The sequence below is a fragment of the Bradyrhizobium sp. USDA 3397 genome (assembly GCF_054060965.1).
In genome coordinates, this window is sequence record NZ_JBSSDS010000001.1 from 3,925,312 (window position 1) to 3,946,102 (window position 20,791).

At 58.6% G+C, this 20,791-nt stretch carries 24 protein-coding genes; 7 read left to right on the plus strand and 17 right to left on the minus strand.

What is annotated here, in order from left to right:
* Positions 1 to 279 precede the first annotated feature (279 nt).
* Complete coding sequence (locus ACVWYQ_RS18005; RefSeq protein WP_456726184.1) at positions 280 to 600, minus strand: HesB/IscA family protein; 321 nt, start codon at positions 598 to 600, stop codon at positions 280 to 282.
* 277 nt (positions 601 to 877) lie between these two features.
* Between ACVWYQ_RS18005 and ACVWYQ_RS18010 the strand changes: the two genes are divergently transcribed.
* On the plus strand, positions 878 to 1,468 hold the full coding sequence (locus ACVWYQ_RS18010; protein ID WP_456726185.1) for a hypothetical protein: 591 nt from the start codon (positions 878 to 880) through the stop codon (positions 1,466 to 1,468).
* On the opposite strand, the gene ACVWYQ_RS18015 is transcribed toward ACVWYQ_RS18010, so the two are convergent.
* Complete coding sequence (locus ACVWYQ_RS18015) at positions 1,465 to 1,887, minus strand: Rieske (2Fe-2S) protein (RefSeq protein ID WP_456726186.1); 423 nt, start codon at positions 1,885 to 1,887, stop codon at positions 1,465 to 1,467. The genes ACVWYQ_RS18010 and ACVWYQ_RS18015 overlap by 4 nt on opposite strands.
* Positions 1,888 to 2,220: 333 nt before the next feature.
* Between ACVWYQ_RS18015 and ACVWYQ_RS18020 the strand changes: the two genes are divergently transcribed.
* Together ACVWYQ_RS18020 and ACVWYQ_RS18025 are read left to right on the plus strand one after the other, a co-directional pair.
* Complete coding sequence (locus tag ACVWYQ_RS18020; RefSeq protein ID WP_456726187.1) at positions 2,221 to 2,400, plus strand: hypothetical protein; 180 nt, start codon at positions 2,221 to 2,223, stop codon at positions 2,398 to 2,400.
* 30 nt (positions 2,401 to 2,430) lie between these two features.
* A complete protein-coding gene (locus tag ACVWYQ_RS18025) occupies positions 2,431 to 2,649 on the plus strand; it encodes a hypothetical protein (RefSeq protein WP_456726188.1) in 219 nt (72 codons plus the stop codon).
* 251 nt (positions 2,650 to 2,900) lie between these two features.
* On the opposite strand, the gene fdxB is transcribed toward ACVWYQ_RS18025, so the two are convergent.
* From fdxB to ACVWYQ_RS18080, 11 genes are all read right to left on the minus strand, one after another.
* Complete coding sequence (gene fdxB / locus ACVWYQ_RS18030) at positions 2,901 to 3,200, minus strand: ferredoxin III, nif-specific (protein WP_456727187.1); 300 nt, start codon at positions 3,198 to 3,200, stop codon at positions 2,901 to 2,903.
* A gap of 12 nt (positions 3,201 to 3,212) precedes the next feature.
* Entirely contained in the window at positions 3,213 to 3,413 is a 201-nt protein-coding gene (locus tag ACVWYQ_RS18035; protein WP_456726189.1) for a CCE_0567 family metalloprotein, read from the minus strand.
* 8 nt (positions 3,414 to 3,421) lie between these two features.
* Complete coding sequence (locus ACVWYQ_RS18040) at positions 3,422 to 3,892, minus strand: NifX-associated nitrogen fixation protein (RefSeq protein ID WP_456726190.1); 471 nt, start codon at positions 3,890 to 3,892, stop codon at positions 3,422 to 3,424.
* Between the two features lie 7 nt (positions 3,893 to 3,899).
* Positions 3,900 to 4,295, minus strand: a complete 396-nt coding sequence (gene nifX / locus ACVWYQ_RS18045; RefSeq protein WP_456726191.1) for a nitrogen fixation protein NifX — start codon at positions 4,293 to 4,295, stop codon at positions 3,900 to 3,902.
* On the minus strand, positions 4,292 to 5,698 hold the full coding sequence (nifN, locus tag ACVWYQ_RS18050; protein WP_456726192.1) for a nitrogenase iron-molybdenum cofactor biosynthesis protein NifN: 1,407 nt from the start codon (positions 5,696 to 5,698) through the stop codon (positions 4,292 to 4,294). Before nifN ends, nifX begins: the two co-directional genes overlap by 4 nt.
* 9 nt (positions 5,699 to 5,707) lie before the next feature.
* On the minus strand, positions 5,708 to 7,354 hold the full coding sequence (nifE, locus tag ACVWYQ_RS18055; RefSeq protein ID WP_456726193.1) for a nitrogenase iron-molybdenum cofactor biosynthesis protein NifE: 1,647 nt from the start codon (positions 7,352 to 7,354) through the stop codon (positions 5,708 to 5,710).
* Positions 7,355 to 7,453: 99 nt separating this feature from the next.
* Positions 7,454 to 9,010, minus strand: coding sequence for a nitrogenase molybdenum-iron protein subunit beta (nifK, locus tag ACVWYQ_RS18060; RefSeq protein ID WP_456726194.1), 1,557 nt, complete (start codon positions 9,008 to 9,010; stop codon positions 7,454 to 7,456).
* A 65-nt stretch (positions 9,011 to 9,075) separates the two neighbouring features.
* Positions 9,076 to 10,578: a nitrogenase molybdenum-iron protein alpha chain gene (gene nifD, locus ACVWYQ_RS18065; RefSeq protein ID WP_456727188.1), complete on the minus strand. Its 1,503-nt coding sequence runs from the start codon at positions 10,576 to 10,578 to the stop codon at positions 9,076 to 9,078.
* 433 nt (positions 10,579 to 11,011) lie between these two features.
* Positions 11,012 to 11,197 (minus strand): hypothetical protein, encoded by a 186-nt coding sequence (locus ACVWYQ_RS18070; RefSeq protein WP_456726195.1) that lies wholly within the window; start codon positions 11,195 to 11,197, stop codon positions 11,012 to 11,014.
* Between the two features lie 587 nt (positions 11,198 to 11,784).
* Positions 11,785 to 13,257 (minus strand): Fe-S cluster assembly protein SufB, encoded by a 1,473-nt coding sequence (gene sufB / locus ACVWYQ_RS18075; protein ID WP_456726196.1) that lies wholly within the window; start codon positions 13,255 to 13,257, stop codon positions 11,785 to 11,787.
* A gap of 197 nt (positions 13,258 to 13,454) precedes the next feature.
* Positions 13,455 to 13,649 (minus strand): 4Fe-4S binding protein, encoded by a 195-nt coding sequence (locus ACVWYQ_RS18080; RefSeq protein ID WP_128266460.1) that lies wholly within the window; start codon positions 13,647 to 13,649, stop codon positions 13,455 to 13,457.
* A gap of 244 nt (positions 13,650 to 13,893) precedes the next feature.
* Between ACVWYQ_RS18080 and ACVWYQ_RS18085 the strand changes: the two genes are divergently transcribed.
* The 4 genes from ACVWYQ_RS18085 (at position 13,894) to tnpC (ending at position 16,538) form a co-directional block, all read left to right on the plus strand.
* Positions 13,894 to 14,127: a hypothetical protein gene (locus tag ACVWYQ_RS18085; RefSeq protein WP_456726197.1), complete on the plus strand. Its 234-nt coding sequence runs from the start codon at positions 13,894 to 13,896 to the stop codon at positions 14,125 to 14,127.
* A gap of 11 nt (positions 14,128 to 14,138) precedes the next feature.
* Entirely contained in the window at positions 14,139 to 14,549 is a 411-nt protein-coding gene (gene tnpA, locus ACVWYQ_RS18090) for an IS66-like element accessory protein TnpA (protein WP_456726198.1), read from the plus strand.
* Positions 14,546 to 14,893, plus strand: a complete 348-nt coding sequence (gene tnpB / locus ACVWYQ_RS18095) for an IS66 family insertion sequence element accessory protein TnpB (RefSeq protein ID WP_456726199.1) — start codon at positions 14,546 to 14,548, stop codon at positions 14,891 to 14,893. The genes tnpA and tnpB overlap by 4 nt, the downstream gene beginning before the upstream one ends.
* Before the next feature lie 73 nt (positions 14,894 to 14,966).
* Positions 14,967 to 16,538 (plus strand): IS66 family transposase, encoded by a 1,572-nt coding sequence (gene tnpC / locus ACVWYQ_RS18100; protein ID WP_456726200.1) that lies wholly within the window; start codon positions 14,967 to 14,969, stop codon positions 16,536 to 16,538.
* A 187-nt stretch (positions 16,539 to 16,725) separates the two neighbouring features.
* Here tnpC and ald read toward each other — a convergent pair whose 3' ends face one another.
* The 4 genes from ald to ACVWYQ_RS18120 form a co-directional block, all read right to left on the minus strand.
* The gene (ald, locus tag ACVWYQ_RS18105; protein WP_456726201.1) at positions 16,726 to 17,838 is read right to left on the minus strand and encodes an alanine dehydrogenase; all 1,113 of its coding nucleotides are present in this window, start codon (positions 17,836 to 17,838) and stop codon (positions 16,726 to 16,728) included.
* 543 nt (positions 17,839 to 18,381) lie between these two features.
* Positions 18,382 to 19,422 carry a hydrogenase expression/formation protein HypE gene (gene hypE / locus ACVWYQ_RS18110; protein WP_456727189.1) on the minus strand — a complete coding sequence of 347 codons (1,041 nt, stop codon included), beginning with the start codon at positions 19,420 to 19,422 and terminating at the stop codon, positions 18,382 to 18,384.
* The gene (hypD, locus tag ACVWYQ_RS18115) at positions 19,419 to 20,561 is read right to left on the minus strand and encodes a hydrogenase formation protein HypD (RefSeq protein ID WP_456726202.1); all 1,143 of its coding nucleotides are present in this window, start codon (positions 20,559 to 20,561) and stop codon (positions 19,419 to 19,421) included. The genes hypE and hypD overlap by 4 nt, the downstream gene beginning before the upstream one ends.
* On the minus strand, positions 20,558 to 20,746 hold the full coding sequence (locus tag ACVWYQ_RS18120) for a HypC/HybG/HupF family hydrogenase formation chaperone (protein WP_338122782.1): 189 nt from the start codon (positions 20,744 to 20,746) through the stop codon (positions 20,558 to 20,560). The genes hypD and ACVWYQ_RS18120 overlap by 4 nt, the downstream gene beginning before the upstream one ends.
* Positions 20,747 to 20,791 lie beyond the last annotated feature (45 nt).

The following is a 20,791-nucleotide window of genomic DNA, read 5'->3' on the forward strand; positions in this document are numbered from 1 at the left end:
TGCATCTTGGCTTGCCCGGCGATCGACATCAGGCAAATGAATTCGCCGCAGCATTTCGACCCGGGGCCTGAATGCCCGCCAACGTCGCGCCAGGGTGCGCAAAGATCATGCAGGCGCCGGTCGGCCTGAGCATGACCGTGCTGCGGTCTATCTCGATCATCTGACAGTCGCCACCCTCGCGCTGCAGGTTCGCTTGATAGCTGCTGCCGGTCGGCCCCAGTGGCCGACGGTTGCTTCAGTTGTTTCTCGGCCTTCGCCCATGCTTCGACCATCCCGTCATCAGCTGAAGGATTTTCCACAAGAGCAACTCGACTTTGCGTTTGGGTTGTCGAAGGTGAAGCCCGAGCCCTCCAGCGCCACCACGAAGTCGATCGTCGTGCCAACCAGCTGCCGATAACTCTTGTTGTCGACGAACACCTTCAGCCCGTCACGCTCGATCATTGTGTCGTCCGGCTCAGCACGGGCGACAAGGCCCATTGTGTATTTGAACTCGGCGCAGCCGCCCGCCTCGACTGCGATCCGCAGCCCGCCCGCGGGAAACGCCGACGCTGAAATCGCGCTCTTGGCTGCATTCACTGCGCTATCGGTCAGATTGATCATGTTCACCCTCGTCTAGCTGTGCTCGCTTGAGCGGACTGGCAAGTGGCATGCCACTTCGCACGTGCATGGTATTGCTGTCTTCTTCCGACTCTCGCCTGTTGGATCCGGCACTCATGTCGAATTCCCGACAAGGATCCTTGGAGGGCTTCGCACCACGATCGCGCGGTTTCTTTAGAAACTAAGACGAAAACCCGGCGTGCACGCGGCGGCAAGACATTTGCATTGAATTCGCACCGGCCAAGCCGCCGGTGAAGAGTTTAGATCGAGGACGATTTTGATGACTTCAATCGAGAACACCGCACTGGGCCGGCTTGAGAGCGAGGGACGCTTGTTCAACGCCGTACTCAAAGGAAGGACCACAAAGCCAGGTCGGTTCGGCTTTCGCGGCGACATCGCATTGAAGTTCCAGGCCCAGGTGGCGGACGAGAAACGGCCGCCAGACTATTCTATCGAGCAAGTGTTGACGATCGCGCAGGAAGGTGAAAGCACAATTCCGGTTCTGGCCGGCTATCTGCACTCATTCGCCTATCTTTCCGACGTCGCAGATGTGCTTGATAGCGCGCTAACCCCGGACGGCAGCTACTTCATTTTCTGCAACAACATAGACCTGTTGGCGAGATATCGAACGACTCTCGGTGATATCACCTTCCACGTTCTGCCGTGCGACGAGTCCACAGTCTGGAAAGAAATGATGGACCTGATTGGTATCGATAAGAACGACATCAAGCATCTAAGCCCCGGCGGCAAGCTCGATTATCTGCTCGACGCGGCGAAGTCACTTCATATCTCCTATGAGCAGATCTCTTACGCGGTTGCACTGGAGAGAATGGGCCCCGTGAAAAACCGAAACGAGAACCGGCCAGTCTAAACACGGGCTTCAGAGTCAGGTGTGGGTTCATCCTCGACAAGCCGCACGCCGACGATGCAGATGTCGCCATCAAGAATTGTCAGCGCCACGGGCCTAAGATCTCTGCCCTTACATGGGCCTTCGACGCAACGGCCAGTGCCGAGCTCGAAGGTTGATCCGTGCTTCCCGCACATCAGCCGGACGCCATATGGATCGAGAAACTCATTACGCTCCCAGTCCAGGTTGACGCGGTTGTGCGGACATTCGTTGACATAGCCAAGTACCTTCTTGCCCCAGCGCACCACGACGATGGACAACGGTCTTCGGCCGCCGTCCTCATTGACGGTCATCAGATGGAAGCCAATTGCACGGCGGTTAGGAATGTCAGCAAACCGACAAATCGCATAGACGGTATTTGGCGAAATCCATTGCTCATTCATGACAAGGCTCGTCTTTATTGATCGTCGTTTCGATCCGCCATGCAAGAATCCGCCCTCTTTTTTGGCAATCCACTGCGTGGGCGTTCGTAGGTGCAACCTGATCCTGCGGATCGGGCCAGCGGTGGCGAAGGCCACGATGCCGTGCGGTAATCGCGACACCGCCGACCAAGAGTTTCGACGAATACTCGCCAGCCTGCAGCGCTACACCTTTACGCGAACGGGTGCTCGCGAAGGAGAAGCCGAGCCAGTGCGCATGATCCACACTGGAGCCAGATGAGGGCATGCTGCGCACGATACAAGTGCTGCTTGAAGGAAAGCTCGCACGGTGGGTCCATGTCGACCTCCATCCCGGTCGAGCCCGCATGCTCCGAAGGGCACCTGTTCATCGCCGATACCTGGGTGCGCGGCGCACTCCAAGAGCGGAGGAGCTTTTTGAAGGTGGCAACGCTTGCATCTGTCGCGTTCACCGCCCGCCCAAAAGCCGGCTTCGGCATTCCGGACCTCGGCGCCTAGGACGCCAACGCCGCGCGAGATGCGCGGCCCATGCAACTGCTGAAGAACAAGCTTCGGCAGATTGGAGCCTGCGGCGAGATGCAGACTATCGACAGTGGTGCGTACATGGTGCCGTCACCATCGTTGCTGGAGGCGATGCCAACATCTGATCATGCCGAAGCTGGGCCGCCCCAACATCGCCCACCAGAGCATCTGGGGTTCGGCGGATCCATTGCCCGTCGTCCCGCTCCTCATCACCCCATGCACTAGGCAGATACTCACCCCGACTTGGCGGCCGCAACGGATGAGAAATAGGCGAAGTCGCTGACCGAACCTGACACGAAGCCCCCAACGATCTGCTCGCATGTCCATGGGACGGCCACTCGATCCCGACCCTCGGAAATCGTGGGCAATCGGCAACTCTCATTGCAAATCCGCGGGCCGGACGCCAGACGACAACCATACCCGAGAACAAGTGGTCGGGATAAAGAACCCGACAGCAACTGATCTTGATGCGCCCTCTACACCGCCTCACCTGCGGCCGAATTGTGGGTCTGGCAATTGGTGGGACACACCCTCGCACATGCACCGCAGCCGATGCATGCGCCCTTGTCATTTATGACCATAATTTTCTTCTCAATCTCATCGTTCTCGTCGTCCTCGAGATCGACAAGTTCGCCTTCCTCGCTGATCCCCTTCAATGTCATAACATTGCGACCACAGACTTTGAAACAGCGGCCGCAGCCGATGCACTTCGTGGCATCAATTGAGTTCAAGTAGTTCGGCGTCCAGTCTCGACCACCACGAGTTACAGATGACATCATCGAGTACCTTTACGACTTCTCAAGCTGCTTTAGCTCCCGTCTCTTGCGATCGAGTTCGGCGAAGGCATCGTGCGCCTTCCGCGCTACCGACATGATCGATGGCCAGTTCACGGGCAGTTCCTCCGAGAGATCGTGTAGATTCATTTTGGCCTGCGTTGCTCTTGCTGAAAGTATCTTGAGTTCTGCTTTCAGTCCTTCACGGTCGCTCATAAGAACCCTCAATGGTTCGCTACGCTCGGAAACTTCCGGATCATGTTGACGCCTTCCCTTACATATTTGTCACCCTCGCCCGCGAGCTTTGCTAGACTTTCGAAGCCAAAGCGATGAACATCGCGCAGCTGCTTGTTCACTACGAGCAGTCGCCCCCCGATCAGCACCATGCGACCAAAGCCTTCATGGTTCATCTTCAGCATCGGCTGGATCATAACCGCGGTCGCCCTCTCGATCGAAAGCGCGACCGCGTCGAAGAACAACTCCAGCCGCCGAATCGTGTCGGGATCGGGATCGCCGACGATCGGCAGTTCGCGTCGTTTCACACTATTAACGATATAGGGTTCGAGCAGGTCGATATCGCTCCTGTTCTCCCAAAAACCGTGCATATCCTGCGCGCGCCAAAGCTTGACCAGCTCTTTGACGATCGGCGCATCGAGAGCCTGATCGCCTTGCGATATATTTGCGGCCTGCCTCATGTCATCCTCAGTCATCGAAATCGAATGTGCGCTTTTGATCCTTGGTCAAGGCTTTGCGTAGCCAGGGCGGGGGCGTCCCCTTCAGTACGCGTTCTAGCTTTTCGAGCAGCACCAGGATGTTTTCAGGCTTGTTCACTTTGATTGGGTGAATTTTCTTGGCCACCACCCGGGCGGCAGCTGATCCGCCGATGGCCGCGACATAGAGAATGACGCAGTCCCTAATTGCCTCGATCTTTGGCGCGAGCTTGTCCTCGTCGCCGTCCTCCTTGAGATCGCCCTTGAATTCAAACACGTTCACAAAAACGTGCCCCCCCGGGCCGACGTCATAGACAGCGATGTTCTTGGCCCAACCAAAATGCGCATCGACACGCTGCAAGTCTTGGGTAGCGAACGCGACCTTCATGCAATGTGCCTCTCTGTTCGGTCGCTGAAACCGCGCTGGCACGACGTGGAGGGCAGATTTGATTTTCGCCAAGTATCTGGCGTAGGCTTACGATTCTGCTCGCGGTCCTCGATCACGAGATTTGCGATGGCGAAGATCAGATCGCGCGTACCTCGATACCCGACCGATTTGTGGTGTGCTGCGCCTAACCTATCGAACATCGGAAAGCCGGCGCGATAAAACGGAATCTTCAGCCGCGCCGCTGCTTGCCGGCCATGAGAATGCGTGATGAGCAGATCGCACCCTCTGCTCTCGGCAAGCTCCTCCAGATCCTCCAGATCACCGATCAGTACCTCCTCGCTCGCCACCCGCTCCAGCACCGCCGAGTCCGTTGTTGTCACGGCCGCGATCACCTGCACGCCCATATCGTGGAGCATGCTCGATAGGTCGAACAACAGGTCGGGCTCGGCTCCGATCGCAAGTCTGCGACCACCAATATGGAAATGCGTGTCGAGCATCGCATCAGCGAGTTGCCCGCGCTGACGACGATATTTTGATGGCACCGGACGGCCGCTAATCTCGCTCAGAAAGGCGATGAATTCATCGTTGGGAAGCAGGCCACATAGTCGTTCAAACACGCGAAATGGCACGCCCGTCTTGGCCTGCATTGCCTCTGCCGCCCGCCGCATCTGCGAACCGATGGCAATAGTCCACCCCGCCCGACCCATGACCGCGACTTCGTCGACCCCGATGCCGCCGATCGTCGTCGGCGTGAACTCATCCGGGACATGCCCATCCAGAGATCCGGCAAGATCAGGTAGGAAGGATGGCTGCAACCCGAAATCTTCAAGGATAGCTCGAAGCTCATCGATATCACCCGGCGTGAGGTGGCATCCTGGAAGAACATTGACCCGAGCGGGATCACGCAGCGCCTCCACCGCAGGCGCCTCAACCAGGACCTCGACCATCCGCGCCACCGCTTTCTGCCAGCCATCTTGGAACGCGTCCTTGAAATCGGGCGTCGAGACATAGACCAGAGGCAATCTGGCGAGTTGCGGATGCTTCTCGCGAATAAGTTTGATGTAGGCGTCAACATCGTCGCCATTGGTTTCGGTGACCCCCGTCGAGCAGATACCAATGATCTTTGGCTTGGCGCGATTGAAGATATTAAGTATAGCCTGCTCAAGATTTTCATAGCCCCCGAGCACGGTCGTGACCTCGGTCATCGCGGTGGTCTGCAACGGCACCGCCTCCTTGAAATGCCGTACAAACAGCGTGAGCCCGAACGATGTGCACCCTTGAGCGCCGTGTAGCAGTGGCATTGCCCCGCGCAGCCCCATGAAGGCGAATGCGCCGCCGATCGGCTGACTCATCTTTAGCGGGCTGACGGCGCACGCCTTCTTCGGTGTCATGACCACAGCCATAACGTCTTCCTATTCCGCAGCCTGCAGCACGGGACGCGCCGACGACTGAAGGATGTCCTCAATTCGCCTCTTGCAGCAGCCACCGATCGCATTGGTGTGCTGTCTGACTGCCTCGACGCTAGTCAGACCATACGAACAAATCGCGTCCTCTATTGTGCCGAGGTCAACTGTGTTGCAGGCACAGATCTTCCTGGCGCGCCGTGCCCTCTCGTCGATTGCTGGATCGGAGATGCCGGGGGCGGCCGGCGAGTGCACCTGTGCCATCGCTCTAGCCAGCGCATTCCAGGGTGCCGGCCGGCGCAGCTGCTCCCACATCGGATTGAATAATGATCTATCGATCTCTTCGACCAGCTTAACCATGCCGGCATAACCCATGTAGGCGTGGCAACGCTCCTGGTTGATGTCCAACCAGGGCGTCGCCGCTTTCAGCGCGACGAACTGCGACTTGCCGCCCGAGAGCATGATGTCCGCTTTCGCGTCCTTCAGCATTTTGTACATCTCCCGCGGTGGCATGTCCTCAATCATGTGTGCATCCTGGCCCGCCAGCTCCTTAATGCGCTCCTTGTCCTCTTTTGTGGATTTCTTCACACTGGTCCCAACCAATTCGAGTCCGGCCTCCCGCAGCGCGGCAACGACCGACCATGACTTGACGCCGCCGGTGATCAACAAAGCCTTCTTGCCCTTGAAGCGTGGCTTGTATGGCTCGATTGCAGCCCAAGCGCGCGCCTCCTCGCGTGCGATCACCGCCTCTGTGCGCTCGATCAGATGGCCTGGCGCGCCGCGCCCGACCAGCAATCGTGCAATCTCACGCAGTGCGTCGCTGGAGTCCTGAATGCCGTAGAATGATCCTTCAAAAAAGGGAATCTCGTATCGCTCTTTCATCTTACGTGCGACGTTGATCATCGATCGTGAACACACCATCATGGCGGCGCGGGCCCGGTGCGACGAAGCCACTTCGCGATATTTGCCATCGCCTGAGATGCAGGAGAGGATGCGGATACCAAGTTCGTCAAACAAAGGCTTAACCTGCCAAAGCTCGCCGGACAGATTGTATTCTCCGATCAAATTGATGTCATAGGGCGTGATGTTATCTGGCTCTTGCGTCCCAATGACATGTTCCAGCAAAGCCTCCCCAGCAAGTTTAGTGCCGAGGTTCTTTGAACCGACGAAGCCCGGCGAATTGACGGGAATTACCGGCTTGCCGAACTTTCGCGTCGCCGCCTTACAAACAGCGTCGATGTCGTCGCCTATCATCGCGGGCACGCAGGTCTGATAGACGAAGATGGCCGGCGGGTCGCGCTTGTCGATTATCTCTTTAATCGCCCTAAAGAGTCGCTTTTCGCCCCCAAATACGACATCCGTTTCGTTCATATCGGTTGTGAAGCCCGTGCGCCACAAATCCGAGCCGGACGACGCCGCGCCACGATTGTCCCACGAATTGCCTTCGCAGGCTATCGGACCATGCACCAAGTGAGCGACATCAGTAAACGGCTGCAGCGCGATCTTGGCGCCGTCAAAGGCGCAACCACCAGCGGCGCTACCCGGCTGTAACTGCTTGGTACAGCCCTTTCTGCGCTCATTCTCCTGCTTGCTGCCATTCTTCGCGCAGCCCGGCTCGTTGAAAATGTCCCGGACCGTGGCCGGTAGCGAACTCATCCTTTTCTCCTCTCAGCCGGAACGATCTGCAAAAATCAGCCCGTCACGGGCTTGTGTCACCGCCGATCATACCGGCGATGACACGCGCATCGTCTGCCATCAACGAATGATGTCGAAACTATAGTCCGTCTTGCCGAGAAGGCTGGTCTTCTTGTCGAGTTCGTCGAAGATCTTGTCGAGAATCTTCACGAGCACATTCATACCACCTTGATACCCCCACACAGCAGAGCGGTGATGGTGATGGCGATCAAACACTGGAAATCCGATACGAATCAGCGGCGTGCCGGTGTCCCGTTCCAGATACTTGCCGTAAGTGTTGCCAATCAAAAAATCGACAGGCTCGGTGAACAAGAGCGAACGCATGTGCCAGAGGTCTCGACCCGGATAAACGTGGCAGTTCTGCCCAAAAGTCGAGCTCGCCAATAATGCTTTTGTTTTCTCCTCCCAAGCCTTATTTCCGTTGGTGGACAGCACATGGGTCGGTTCGGCGCCTAGTTCGAGCAGAAAGGCGGCCAACCCATAGCAGAGATCCGGATCGCCATAGATGGCGAATTTCTTGCCATGGATATGCGCACTGGAGTCAGTCATCGCATCGACCAAGCGGCCGCGCTCTCGCGCCAGTTCTTCCGGGATGTCTTTGCCGCTGATGCGCGACAACGCGACCAGGAAGTCGTCCGTCGCGGATACGCCCACCGGATGATTGAAGGCCACGACATCCTGGCCGTGCTCGGCGATGAACGGCAGCGTCTTTTCCGTGCACCACTGTTGCATGGAGATCGTCGCCTTGGCGTGAACCGCGTTCGCAGCGTCCTCGAGTGTGGTGCCGCCGTCATACATCCGAAACTCGCCGTCTGTCGGTGTATCGAACACTTCGGAATTGTCGGCGAGGACGGTATATTCGATTCCCATTAATTCGAAGATGCGCTTAATCTCGCGCAGGTTACCGACGGTATAACCATCGAAACCGCCGATGAAGTTGATCTTGTCGTTCGGCTTGCGCTCCAGCTTGGGGGCCGTTCCCGCCTTGCCATCCCAAAAATGCTCTAGGATGCCCTTGAGCGCATTGTCATAGCCAGTGATGTGGCTACCGACGAACGCCGGAGTGTGCGCGAACGGCACATCGAAATCCGCCGGAACAGACCCCTTTTCCTTCGAGGTTTTGATGAAGGCATTGAGATCGTCCCCGATCACCTCCGCCATGCAGGTGGTGGAGACCGCAATCATCCTTGGTTTGTACATGTTGTAGCTGTTGGCGAGCCCGTCAATCATGTTGTTGAGCCCTCCGAATACTGCCGCGTCCTCTGTCATCGAGGAAGAGACGCAGGAGCTCGGCTCCTTGAAGTGCCGCGACAGATGGCTACGGTAATATGCCACGCAGCCTTGAGAGCCGTGCACGAATGGCAGCGTACCTTCAAAGCCAACCGAAGCAAATACCGCGCCGAGCGGCTGGCAGGCCTTGGCCGGGTTTATCGTCAGCGCTTCCCGCGCAAAATTCTTCTCGCGATACTCAGGTGTTTTTGTCCATTCCCTGATGCGTTCAACCTCAGCGGACTCACGGGGATTCTCGAATGCCTTCTTGTTAGCCAGCATCTGCTGGTATTCCGGACCGCGGAACAGCTCTAAGTGATCGAGCACGTGTTCTGCACTCTGCGCCATTGGCAACACCCTTTTGGATAGTGATTACTGTGAATACGGCTCTCGGCTGAGAGCGGTAATTTGCGTCATTCTGCAGCCAAGAGGCTCGGCTTGGGGACATCCTTCCAGGGCGCCTTCAACTTCTTCCAGATGGGCGAATTGACGGCCATGTCCATATCGCGCGCGAAGACCGCAAAACCGTCATAGCCGTGATATGGGCCGGAATAGTCCCAGGAGTGCATCTGCCTGAACGGCACACCCATTTTCTGGAATACGTACTTCTCCTTGATGCCTGACCCGACCAGGTCGGGCTGGAGTTTCTCGACGAAGCGCTCGAACTCGTAGCCATTGACGTCGTCGTAGATGAGCGTGCTGTCCTTCACGTAGTGCTGGGCGGTACGCTGATAGTCGTCATTGTGGCCGAACTCATATCCCGTGCCGATGACTTCCATGCCGAGATCCTCATATGCGCCGATCACATGACGAGGGCGCAGTCCGCCGACGAACAGCATCACGGTCTTCCCTTGGAGGCGGGGCCTGTATTTTGCGGTCACGGCATTCACCAGCGGCTGGTACTTCTCGATTACCCGCTCGGCGCCCTCTCTGATTTTGTCATCGAAATAGCTGGCGATCTTGCGCAATGATTCCGCGATTTTGGACGGTCCGAAAAAGTTGTATTCGCACCAGGGAATGCCAAACTTCTCTTCCATGTGGCGCGAGATGTAATTCATCGAGCGGTAGCAATGCAGAATGTTGAGCTTTGCCTTCGGCGTTGCCTCGAGCTCGGCTAGCGAGCCGTCGCCGGACCATTGCGCAATTACGCGTAAACCCATTTCCTCCAGCAGAATTCGAGACGACCAGGCATCGCCGCCGATATTGTAGTCGCCGATGATTGCGACATCGTACGGGGTCGGCTCGAATCTCGGCTTGCTGTCGGGCCCGTTCTTATCAAATATCCAATCCCGCACCGCATCGTTGGCAATGTGGTGGCCAAGCGATTGGGACACGCCACGAAAACCCTCGCAGCGGACCGGGACGATGGTCTTGCCGTCATATTCCTTAGACTTTGCTCGCGACACCGCCTCAATGTCATCGCCGATCAAGCCAATCGGGCACTCCGATTGGACGGTGATACCGTTGTTGAGCGGGAACAGCTCCTGGACTTCGTCAATGATTTTATTGAGCTTCTTGTCCCCGCCGAACACGATATCCTTTTCTTGGAAGTCGGAGGTAAACTGTAACGTCACGAACGTATCTATCCCCGTGGTGCCGACGTAATAATTGCGTCGCGAGCCCCACGAATACTGGCCACAACCGACTGGACCGTGGCTGATATGAACCATGTCCTTGATGGGTCCCCAGACCACACCCTTGGAGCCCGCGTAGGCGCAGCCTCGGATCGTCATCACGCCGGGTATTGATTTCAGGTTCGATTTGACCCCGCAGTCCGATTTGCCCGCCTCGTGGACACTGAGGTGCTTGGCGCGACGTTTTGCGGTCTTCTCCGGATAGACCTTCAATACCTCCTCGATCAGCTCCTTATTCCGCGCTCTGATTTCCGAGATGCTCTGGGTCGTTGCGAGACTCATGCCGATGTCCTTCGAAGCTTTCCTGTTGCAATAGGGGCCACTCGGCCACGTTTCTGCAACGAGCATGCCAGCGCCGCGGAAAGAATAAACGAGCGGATTTGGAATGGGTTTGCGCCTCGCGCCACTGCGTTTTGTTGCGAATGCGACAAAGCGCATTGAAGATCAGTCCTCATACCTCTGTTAGAAACAGAACAGTCGCGGTTCACGCTACGACATCACAGCGATTCTCCACTGAAGGTGCGGTATCTGTCGGACCTTGCCTGTTTGCAGCACATCTGAAGCGAACCAGAAAAGGACCGGCATGAGCCAATCTAGCTCGCTCGTCACCTTCCATCTTTGCTAAGCCCTTCTCAGCCGCTGTCCAGATGATGCGTAAGCACCTGATGCTCCTGCGCGACTTCGCGAGTAGACGATCAACGCATCTGTTGGCTTGCTAGCTACCTGTGCTGCCGGCCGCGATAACGTTTTCTTGCCTGATGCCGTTCGCGCGCTTACCGATTTGCAGATAGACGCGTGCCAAGCCTGTTGCCAAAGATCCGGTTGCGACGTTAATGATCTGGATCGAATGTCTCGTCGCTTGGTGATCGGCGAACGTGATCACGACGCCGCCGGTCACCATCGCGGTTTGAGCGAGACCATCGCGTCAGTCGTAATCGGCAACACAAGCGTAGCCATCGCGTCATTGACTGACTTCCTCAGAATCGCGTTGCCGCGACCGCAGATCGCCCCCTCTTTCGCAAGTTGGCGGCATCGGACCGCCATCGACCATCACTAACTTTGATCGCCTTCCGGAGCGCCGCTCGCTCACCCGCAACCTATGCCACGCGAGCCAGCTGCATTGAGCGTTGAGCGTCGGGCGCAAGACGTTTATCGTGATGACGCCTGGCATTCTATGAGTTGTTAGGAACCGGGAAATACGGTGTTCGCGGCGCCCTGCTTCCGCCTCCATCGCGAGCAGGTCTTCGCGCTTCAACAGGAGTTGGCCGGCGGTTAGCTCGTAGCCCGGCTCGCCCGCGATAGTTCGGCTTGCCCCCGGTCATGATCGCGTGCATCTGGCCCGCATTGAGGGTGAGATCGAGCCAGCAGAGATCGCGGCGCTCAGCACGAGCATGCAAATCGAACTTCGAGTAGCTCGATTCTACCAATCCCCGAATACGTCATCGAAAACGGTTGAGCTGTGTTCAGCAGGGCTCGCGGACCATGCAGTCATCGGACCGAGGCCTCCAGCGAGATCGAGATCAACCTCTGCGCTTCCACTGCGAGCTCCAGGGGCAATTTCTGTAATACGTCGCTGGCGAAGCCATTGACGATGAGGCCAATGGCCTCCTCGTGCGACATCCCGCGCTGGATGCAGTAGAACAGCACGTCCTCGGAGATCTTCGAGATCGTGGCCTCGTGCTCGATCGTTGCCGAGGAGTTCTTCGCCTCGACGTAAGGCACAGTGTGCGCACCAGACTTGTCGCCGATTAGAAGCGAATTGCAGGCGGTATGGCTGCGCGCACCTGTGGACTTGAGGTGAGCGCTGACAAGGCCGCGATAGGTGTTCTGAGATCTGCCGGTGGCGATACGCTTGGAGACGATCCGGCTCGACGTGTTCCTGCCGAGGTGGATCATTTTGCTGCCGCTATCCACCTGCTGAAAACCGGCCGAGATCGCGATCGAGTAAAACTCGCCCTTTGAGTTGTCGCCGCGAAGGATACAGGTCGGATTCTTCCACGTGGTGGCAGATCCCGTCTCCACCTGCGTCCAGGAAATTTTCGAATTCTTGCCGCGGCAGTCGCAACGCTTGGTGACGAAATTGTAGATGCCGACCTTGTCCTCGGACTTGCCAGGATAGCCGTTTTGCACTGTCGAATACTTGATCTCGGCGTCATCAAGCACGACGAGCTCGACAACTGCAGCATGCAGCTGATTCTCGTCACGCTCCCGCGCAGTGCAGCCTTCTAGATAGCTTACATAGGAGCCCTTGTCGGCGATGATCAGAGTGCGCTCGAACTGGCCGGTGTTGTGCCCGTTCCGGAAATAGGCCGACAGTTCCATCTGGCAGCGGACGCCTGGCGGCACGTAGACGAACGAGCCGTCAGAGAAGACCGCCGAGTTCAATCTCGCAAAAAAATTGTCGGAAATCGGCACCACGCTGCCGAGATACCTCTGAACCAGTTCGGGATGCTGGCCGATCGCCTCCGAGATCGGCATGAAAATTACCCCTTCCTTCTTCAGCTCTTCCCGAAACCTGGTGTCGACCGAAAGCGAGTCGAAGGGGGTATTGACCCCGATCTTGCGATTCGCTGAGGGTTCGGCGCCGGGGCTCAGCTCTACACCCTGCAGGTTCGCCACCACGCGAAACGGATTGCCGCGCTTCTCGGAGGTCTTGAGCGGTTCCGGATCAATCTCGTCGCTCGACGACACCCTCTTTTTCGGTTTCGGCAGCACGAGATAGCCGATGTCCTGGTAGTCGAGCTTGGGATCGTTAACACGCGCCCAGGTCGGCTCGGTCATGATCAGCCAGCGGCGGAGGGCCTCCAGCCGCCACTCCAGCATCCAGGCGGGCTCGTTGTTTTTCGCGGATATGAAGCGGACGGTGTCTTCCGACAGCCCCCTCCGAGCCTTATCGGACTCGATCAGCGCTTCGACATCGATGATCTGGACCCGCTCAACGGTCGTATGAACAGCTACCATTGCCTGCTCTGCCTGTGCGAGGACGAGTTTGGCCAGTTCAGGCGATGGCGGCGGCGTGCTTCGTTCGCTACAAGGGCGATCCGGCAAGTCACCAGCTCGGGGCTCGCAACCGGCGCGATCAGGCGACTGATTACTAAAGTGACAGGGGATGGCGCCTCAACCCCACCATGTGCTGCGGTCCCCCACATCGGCTGCCTCTATGCCGGCACGCAGGTGTCGGGCACCGGGCACACAACGGCGCATTGTGGCGTCTCGAAATGCCCCTTACATCGGGTGCACTTCGTCGGATTGATTACATACACGTCGTTCTTCAGGCTGATCGCGGCGTTAGGACATTCGAACTCACATGCGCCGCAGACGGTGCACTGGGACGCGATTATCTTGTAAGTCATCACTGCAATTCCGTCAGCAGGAGTGCGGGACGGCTTCTTGGCTTCAAGTGTCGTGCCAAACTACCGAGGTTTGTTTTATCTTGATTATTTTGCGTCGAATGTCACCGGTTCGACAGTGTGTCGCAAGCCCGACGGTTGGCATCACACATCTGCATGTCAGTGCCGCACTTATCTCACCTGCGCCTGAGCGGAGTGAGTCAACCAGACTAGGCACATACTGAAGAGATTGCATGGCGCCAAGGTCTTGGTTTTCGTGCTGCTCTTCGAGAATGTGCTTCGCCGCGATCGCTTTGCCGTTTTGATCGGTGCCAATCTCAAAACCGCCGACCAGGAACAGCTCTTAAGCCTGGTCGATGACAAAAGAAGATCCTTTAGAAACGAACAGTACTGGAGATTGCTCGCGCAGAGACTGGTACCGCTACACATGAAAAGTATCCGTCCGCTGAAGGCCGCCTTGCCGAATGAGGCGTGTTGTTGAGTACTGTCCTCATGGACAGTGATAGGCGCAGTGCCCAAGTCGAACGGCTTGAGGTGGTGGACACGGGCCGGCGACGGCGCTGGTCCGAGGATGAGAAGCTCAAGATCGTCCTGGAGAGCTTGCAGTCGCCGCGTCAGGTCGCGGCAACCGCGCGGCGGTATGGCGTTTCGCGCTCATTGCTGCTGCGATGGCGACGCTCGTTTCGGCCTGAGCCGAAGGATGCCGCCGATCCACCTGGCTTCGTACCCGCGATGGTGGTCGCGGAAGCAGGACCGACGCCCTGTCCAGTCGTGCCGGCCAGCAGCGGCGGATCGATCGAGATCGAGTTTGCGGCCGGGGCTAGGATGCGGATCACGGGCGCGGTCGACGCGGCGACGCTGAAGGCCGCCGTGGCGGCGCTGGCAGATGGACGCCTACGGTGATCCCCATTGCGTCGGGCGTGCGGGTGTGGATTGCGACCGGCCACACTGATATGCGTCGCGGTATGAACTCGCTGGGCTTGCTGGTGCAGGAAGCCTTCAAGCGAGACCCGCACAGCGGCGACCTCTATGTGTTCCGTGGCAGGAGCGGCAAGCTGATCAAGATCCTTTGGCACGATGGACTGGGCATGTCGCTCTACGCCAAGCGGCTGGAGCGCGGCCGCTTCCTGTGGCCGTCGTCGGCTGACGGCGTGGTGACAATCACCCCAGCCCAGCTTGGCTACCTGCTGGAGGGCATCGACTGGCGGATGCCGCAACAGACCTGGCGACCACAGGCGGCTGGCTGATCGCTGGGATTTGAATCGGTGACAGGATCAGCGGTTCGGACAGAAATCGCGTCTTGTGATTCTCTGGTCGGCGATGAGTACCGATGATTCTCTTCCCGACGATGTGACCACGCTGCAGGCGATGCTGCGCGCCGAGCGAGCGGCCCGGTTGGCCGCGGAGGCGGAAGCCCAGGCGGGGACATTGCTGATCGAGAAGCTCAAGCTCACGATCAAGAAGCTCCGGCACGAACAGTTCGGACAGTCCTCCGAGCGAGGCGCATTGCTGGACCAGCTCGAGCTGCAGCTCGCCGACTTGGAGGAGAACGCGGCTCAAGCTGAGACGGCGGCGCAGATGGCAGCCGAGAAGATTGCGGTGCCATCGTTCGAGCGCCGCAAGCCAGCCCGCCGGCCGCTGCCGGAGCATTTGCCGCGGGAGCGCATTGTCTATCCGGTGCCGGCCACCTGCCCATGCTGCGGCGACAGTCGATTGCGCAAGATTGGCGAGGACGTGACCGAGACCCTGGAGCTCGTTCCGCGCCAGTGGAAGGTGATCCAGCACGTGCGCGAGAAGCTCGTCTGCCGGGCCTGCGAAGCGATCACTCAGCCGCCGGCCCCCTCGCATCCGATTGCGCGCGGGCGTGCAGGGCCCAAGCTGCTGGCCCATGTCCTGTTCGCCAAGTACGGCCTGCACCTACCGCTTCATCGTCAGAGCGACGTCTACCAGCGTGAAGGCATCGACCTTGACGTATCGACGCTCGCAGACTGGGTAGGTGCCTCCGCGGCAACCCTGATGCCTCTGGTCGATGCGATCCGGAGCCACGTCTTCGCAGCCGAGCGCATCCATGCGGATGACACCACAGTGCCGGTCCTGGCCAAGGGCAAGACCCGGACGGGCCGGCTCTGGACCTACGTGCGCGACGACCGTCCGTTTGCCGGCCCAGATCCGCCGGCCGCCGTGTTCTTCTACTCGCCCGATCGTGGCGGTGCACATCCGGAGCAGCATCTGGCGGGCTATGCCGGACTGATGCAGGCTGACGCCTACGCCGGCTTTGGCAGGCTCTACGAGACCAATCGCAAGGGCGGCCCGATTATCGAGGCCGCGTGCTGGGCGCACGGCAGGCGCAAGTTCTTTGACCTCGCGCGGCTTACCAAGGCGCCGATCGCAGCCGAGGCGGTCAAGCGCATTGATGTTCTGTTCGCCATTGAACGCGAGATCAACGGTCTTGCGCCGCAGGAGCGTTTGCGTGTGCGCCAGGAGCGTAGCCGCCCACCGATCGTCGAGCTGGAGTCGTGGTTGCGCGAGCAGCGCGTCAAGCTCTCCAGGAGCAACGACACGACCAAGGCGATCAATTACTGTCTCAGCCGCTGGGATGCATTTACCCGCTTCCTCGATGACGGCCGCCTGTGCATGTCCAACAACGCCGCCGAACGCGAACTGCGGGCGGTCGCGGTGGGACGAAAGAATTGGACCTTCGCCGGCTCCGATGAGGGCGGCCGGCGTGCGGCTGCCATCTACAGCCTTATCGCCACCGCCAAGCTCAATGATATCGACCCGCAGGCCTGGCTCGCCGACGTGCTGGCGCGCCTACCAGATCACCCTGCCAAGCACATCAATGCACTGCTGCCTTGGAATTGGCAGCCTCAAAGCGTCGCCCACGCCGCTTAAGCACAATCAGCCTTCCGTCCAAGAACGGTCCTAGCCGGGGCCTTAGCCGGATGCGTACCATGAAAAGGCGCTATGCAGAAATGGATCAATACAAAATCCTACTCAGTAGATTGATGATAAAAAAAATGGGCCACTCCGAACGAAGTGGCCCAAGTCAGGGAGGAAACGCCCGTATGGGCCTCTGGGATCAGGCCGCAGCCTGTTCGATCGGTGAGAAGGGCAGACCGAGACTCTCGGCGACGGCCCTATAAGTCAGCCGGCCTCGATGGACGTTCAGGCCCGCGCGAAGGTGCGGGTTTTCGAGGACGGTCGAAAAACCCTTATTGGCTAGAGCCAAACCAAATGGCAGGGTGGCGTTATTCAATGCCTGGCTTGAGGTGAGCGGGACAGCCCCGGGCATATTGGCCACACAGTAGTGAATGACGCCGTCCACTTTGTAAGTTGGGTCGGCGTGGGTCGTCGCGTGAGATGTCTCAAAGCATCCGCCCTGATCAATCGCGACATCGACGATCACCGCACCGTCGCGCATCGAGCTCAACACGCCGCGGCTGACCAGTTTTGGGGCGCTCGCTCCGGGAACTAGCACGGCACCGATGACCACGTCGGCCGCCAGGACCTCATCCTCCACCGAGTCAATCGTCGAGAATCTGGTTCGAACGCGCCCGCCGAATAGCTCGTCAAGCTCGCGCAGCCGAGGGATCGATCGGTCAATAACCGTGACCTCGGCACCCAAACCGACAGCCATGCGCGCCGCATGGGTACCAACTACACCGCCGCCAATCACGACGATACGAGCCGGTTGCACACCGGGCACACCACCTATCAAGAGCCCACGCCCGCCTGAATACCGCTTTAGGGCGCTACCCGCCGCTTCGATCGCAAGCCTGCCCGCGACCTCGCTCATCGGCGCCAGCAGCGGCAGACCGCCATGCGCGTCGGTCACGGTCTCATAGGCGATTGCGGTGCACCCAGAGTTCAGCAGGCCCTTGGCCTGCTCCGGGTCCGGCGCCAGATGCAGATAGGTGAAGAGGATCTGATTCTCACGCAGTTGCGTCCATTCGGACGGTTGGGGCTCCTTCACCTTTACGATCATCTCGCTCGATGCAAATATCTCGCGCGCGGTATCCAGAATCGTTGCGCCAGCCTTGCGATAATCGTTGTCGGTTGCGCCGATGCCGGCGCCGGCATCAGTCTCCACCACCACATTATGACCGGCAGCCACATATTCGCGCACAGCCCCAGGGGTCAGGCCCACACGATATTCGTGTGCCTTGATTTCCTTGGGAACACCGACCTTCATTTGCATTCTCCCTGCCTGGAGCGCCCTTTCTAATCGGAAGAGCTCTGCGATATTGCGAAGCGAACACGCAAATCGCGCCGAAATTCAGCGATCTTTGGTCTGGTTGCGCAGGATTCCAAACACGTACCGACGCATCCCAAAAGCCTACAAAAGTGCGATTTGGCGCGCGGATCAGCCCCCGGACATGAAGCTAATAGAGCGTCAAGCGGCCGTTATTGGGACTGGGAGGACACCATAGCGGTTTATCGGAATGATCTTTAGTTTTGATCTCCATGCCAACGTCCTGTCCCGCCTCCGGACATCCCTTGATCTCGGGGTGGCCGGCCTATGGACGTCCTTGCCATTTTGATCTGTTAAGAATTCGAATAGCCCCTCACGATCATGCACGGCAACTAGCAAAGTCTTATTGGTATCCTGTCGAGCCCCGAAGATGCTGATGCGTCCGCAGTGAGGCCATGGCGATTACTGCGAACTCGCGGCGCAGCAAGGTGATGGGCAGCGCAATTGGACTGAGTGCTTCCAAGCAGGGTCGCGCTGGCATGATCAGCAGATTCTGGGTAGTTGCTCCCCCGACAGCCAATCGGCAATTCTTCCGCCGCCAACGCTGGTCGCAATCTGAACGAAGTGATGATTGTCAGCTATGGCCTCGCCGATATCAGCCGCATCACACCCGAGCCGGTGAGCCTTCATGGCTGCAAGCACGGCATCGGCCATATCAGGCGACACAATTGCAACGAGCTTCCCCTCGTTGGCGACGTGGAGCGGATCAAGCCCGAGGAGTTCGCAGGCGGCGGCGACCTCAGGCTTCACCGGAATGGCATTCTCCTGCAGCCGGAACCCAAGGCCCGACTGATGCGCAATCTCGTTGAGCGTGGCGGCAAGACCTCCGCGCGTGGGATCGCGCATCACTCGAATGCCGCCGCCGCCGGCCCCAACCATCACGGCGACGAGATCATGGAGCGCTGCGGAATCTGAGATGATCTGGGTCTGGAATGCGAGGTTCTGACGTCTTGACATGATCGCCACACCATGCTCGCCGAGGCTGCCGGAGACCAGCACCCGGTCGCCGGCCCTTGCCTTGTCGGCCGAGAGATCGAGCCCATCGGCCAAAAACCCGACCCCGGTCGTTGAAATGAACAGGCCATCCGCCTTGCCGCGTTCGACCACCTTGGTATCACCCGTGATGATGTAAACGCCGGCGCCCCGGGCCGCCTCCCCCATCGAATCCGCGATCGACTTCAGATCGAAGAGGCGAAAGCCCTCCTCAATGATAAAGCTCGCCGAAAGATATTGCGGCCGTGCGCCAGCCATCGCGACATCATTGATTGTGCCGTGCACCGCGAGCGAGCCGATATTGCCGCCAGGAAAGAATAGCGGCGAGACAACATATGCGTCGGTTGCCATTACCATCCTGCCTGTGCCGACATCGAAGGCCGACTGATCATTGCGGCGGGCGAGCCATTCATTGCCAAACGCCTGATGGAACAGACCGGAGATAAGCTGCTCCATGTCGCGCCCCCCCGAACCGTGGGACAGGTCGACGCACCCGTTCTCGAGATCGAGCTTGGGTTGATTAGCTCTCATGACGCTCGCATCACCCGATAAGCGCGATGCCGGCCATACTTCCAATATGCGGCACACGCGCCTTCCGACGAGACCATGCAGGATCCTATGGGGGTTCTCGGCGTGCAGACGTTTCCGAACAGTTTGCAGTCGACAGGCCTCCTCGCGCCGCGCAGAATGGCCCCGCAATCGCAAGCCGGATTGTCGGCGACGCGCAGTTCGTGAATGGCGAAACGCGCCTCAGCATCGAATTGGGCATAAGCCTTCTTCAACTTGAGTCCGCTGTTGGGTATGAACCCGAGCCCGCGCCATTCAAATTGGTCACGCAGTTCGAAAATGTCCGACACCTCCTCCCTGGCGCGTTGATTGCCAGCACGCTTCACCACGCGGCTGTATTGGTTTTCGACCTCATATCGGCCATCGTTCACTTGCCGCACCAGCATCAGGATAGCCTGCATTAGATCGAGCGGTTCAAATCCCGCGATGACGATCGGCTTGCCGAATTCTTCTGCCAGACACTCGTAAGGCTGCGTACCAATGATCGTGCTGACATGCGCAGGGCCGATGAAGCCGCCGATTTCGGGCAGCCCGGCATTGCGCATATCAGGACTGCCGAGAATGCTGTGCATGGCCGGAGGAGTCAGTACGTGGTTGCAGAACACGCTGAGACCCTTCAGCCGCTTTTTTTCGGCTATTCGGATCATTACCGCCGTCGCAGGCGTGGTGGTCTCAAATCCAATGGCAAAGAAGACGACCTCGCGATTAAGCGCCTGCTCAGCGCTCCTGATGGCATCGAGCGTTGAGTAAACCATCCGGACGTCAGCGCCCAGGGCCTTGGCCCGCAACAAGGATTGTCCTTGTGAGCCGGGCAGGCACATCAGGTCGCCGTAAATACACAGAGTAACTTCCGGTCGTTCGGCGAGCCCGATTGCCATGTCGATTCGGCTGGCGGGGAGAACGCAAACAGGACAGCCCGGCCCGTGGATCATGTGGACATTCGCAGGCAGTAGATCCTCCAGTCCATAGCGGAAGATCGCATGCGTGTGTCCGCCGCAAAATTCCATAAACCGATATGTTTTCTGGGGGTCGGCCTGGGCAGCAATTGCACGCGCGAGCCCCTGGGCGATGGTCCTGTCACGAAATTCTTCGGCATATTTCATGAGTTGGTCTCCAGCCCGGCTCTGCCTAACTCCTGCAGGAGCTTCAGCGTGCGCTTGGCTTCGGCCGCGTCGATTTTGGCCAGAGCGAAGCCGACGTGGACGAGGACGTAGTCCCCCGGGGCGAGATCCTGTACGAGCGCGATCGATATCTCGATCCTGACGCCGTCGACAGAAACGATTGCCATGTCATTTGGAAGAATTTTTGCGACCTCAGCCGGTACTGAGAGACA

Coding starts and splice junctions, on each gene's coding strand:
- ACVWYQ_RS18070 (WP_456726195.1), bottom strand. CDS start 11,197: ATGGTGACCGGCGGCGTCGTGATCACGTTCGCCGATCACCAAGCGACG.
- nifD (WP_456727188.1), bottom strand. CDS start 10,578: ATGAGTCTCGCAACGACCCAGAGCATCTCGGAAATCAGAGCGCGGAAT.
- fdxB (WP_456727187.1), bottom strand. CDS start 3,200: ATGTCATCTGTAACTCGTGGTGGTCGAGACTGGACGCCGAACTACTTG.
- ACVWYQ_RS18010 (WP_456726185.1), top strand. CDS start 878: ATGACTTCAATCGAGAACACCGCACTGGGCCGGCTTGAGAGCGAGGGA.
- hypE (WP_456727189.1), bottom strand. CDS start 19,422: ATGAGAGCTAATCAACCCAAGCTCGATCTCGAGAACGGGTGCGTCGAC.
- ACVWYQ_RS18035 (WP_456726189.1), bottom strand. CDS start 3,413: ATGAGCGACCGTGAAGGACTGAAAGCAGAACTCAAGATACTTTCAGCA.
- ald (WP_456726201.1), bottom strand. CDS start 17,838: ATGAAGGTCGGTGTTCCCAAGGAAATCAAGGCACACGAATATCGTGTG.
- nifN (WP_456726192.1), bottom strand. CDS start 5,698: ATGGCTGTGGTCATGACACCGAAGAAGGCGTGCGCCGTCAGCCCGCTA.
- ACVWYQ_RS18120 (WP_338122782.1), bottom strand. CDS start 20,746: ATGGCAATCGTTTCTGTCGACGGCGTCAGGATCGAGATATCGATCGCG.
- ACVWYQ_RS18025 (WP_456726188.1), top strand. CDS start 2,431: ATGCAACTGCTGAAGAACAAGCTTCGGCAGATTGGAGCCTGCGGCGAG.
- ACVWYQ_RS18015 (WP_456726186.1), bottom strand. CDS start 1,887: ATGAATGAGCAATGGATTTCGCCAAATACCGTCTATGCGATTTGTCGG.
- ACVWYQ_RS18005 (WP_456726184.1), bottom strand. CDS start 600: ATGATCAATCTGACCGATAGCGCAGTGAATGCAGCCAAGAGCGCGATT.
- sufB (WP_456726196.1), bottom strand. CDS start 13,257: ATGGTAGCTGTTCATACGACCGTTGAGCGGGTCCAGATCATCGATGTC.
- nifK (WP_456726194.1), bottom strand. CDS start 9,010: ATGGCGCAGAGTGCAGAACACGTGCTCGATCACTTAGAGCTGTTCCGC.
- nifX (WP_456726191.1), bottom strand. CDS start 4,295: ATGAAGGTCGCGTTCGCTACCCAAGACTTGCAGCGTGTCGATGCGCAT.
- ACVWYQ_RS18040 (WP_456726190.1), bottom strand. CDS start 3,892: ATGAGGCAGGCCGCAAATATATCGCAAGGCGATCAGGCTCTCGATGCG.
- tnpC (WP_456726200.1), top strand. CDS start 14,967: ATGAGTACCGATGATTCTCTTCCCGACGATGTGACCACGCTGCAGGCG.
- ACVWYQ_RS18080 (WP_128266460.1), bottom strand. CDS start 13,649: ATGACTTACAAGATAATCGCGTCCCAGTGCACCGTCTGCGGCGCATGT.
- hypD (WP_456726202.1), bottom strand. CDS start 20,561: ATGAAATATGCCGAAGAATTTCGTGACAGGACCATCGCCCAGGGGCTC.
- tnpA (WP_456726198.1), top strand. CDS start 14,139: ATGGACAGTGATAGGCGCAGTGCCCAAGTCGAACGGCTTGAGGTGGTG.
- nifE (WP_456726193.1), bottom strand. CDS start 7,354: ATGAGTTCGCTACCGGCCACGGTCCGGGACATTTTCAACGAGCCGGGC.
- ACVWYQ_RS18020 (WP_456726187.1), top strand. CDS start 2,221: ATGTCGACCTCCATCCCGGTCGAGCCCGCATGCTCCGAAGGGCACCTG.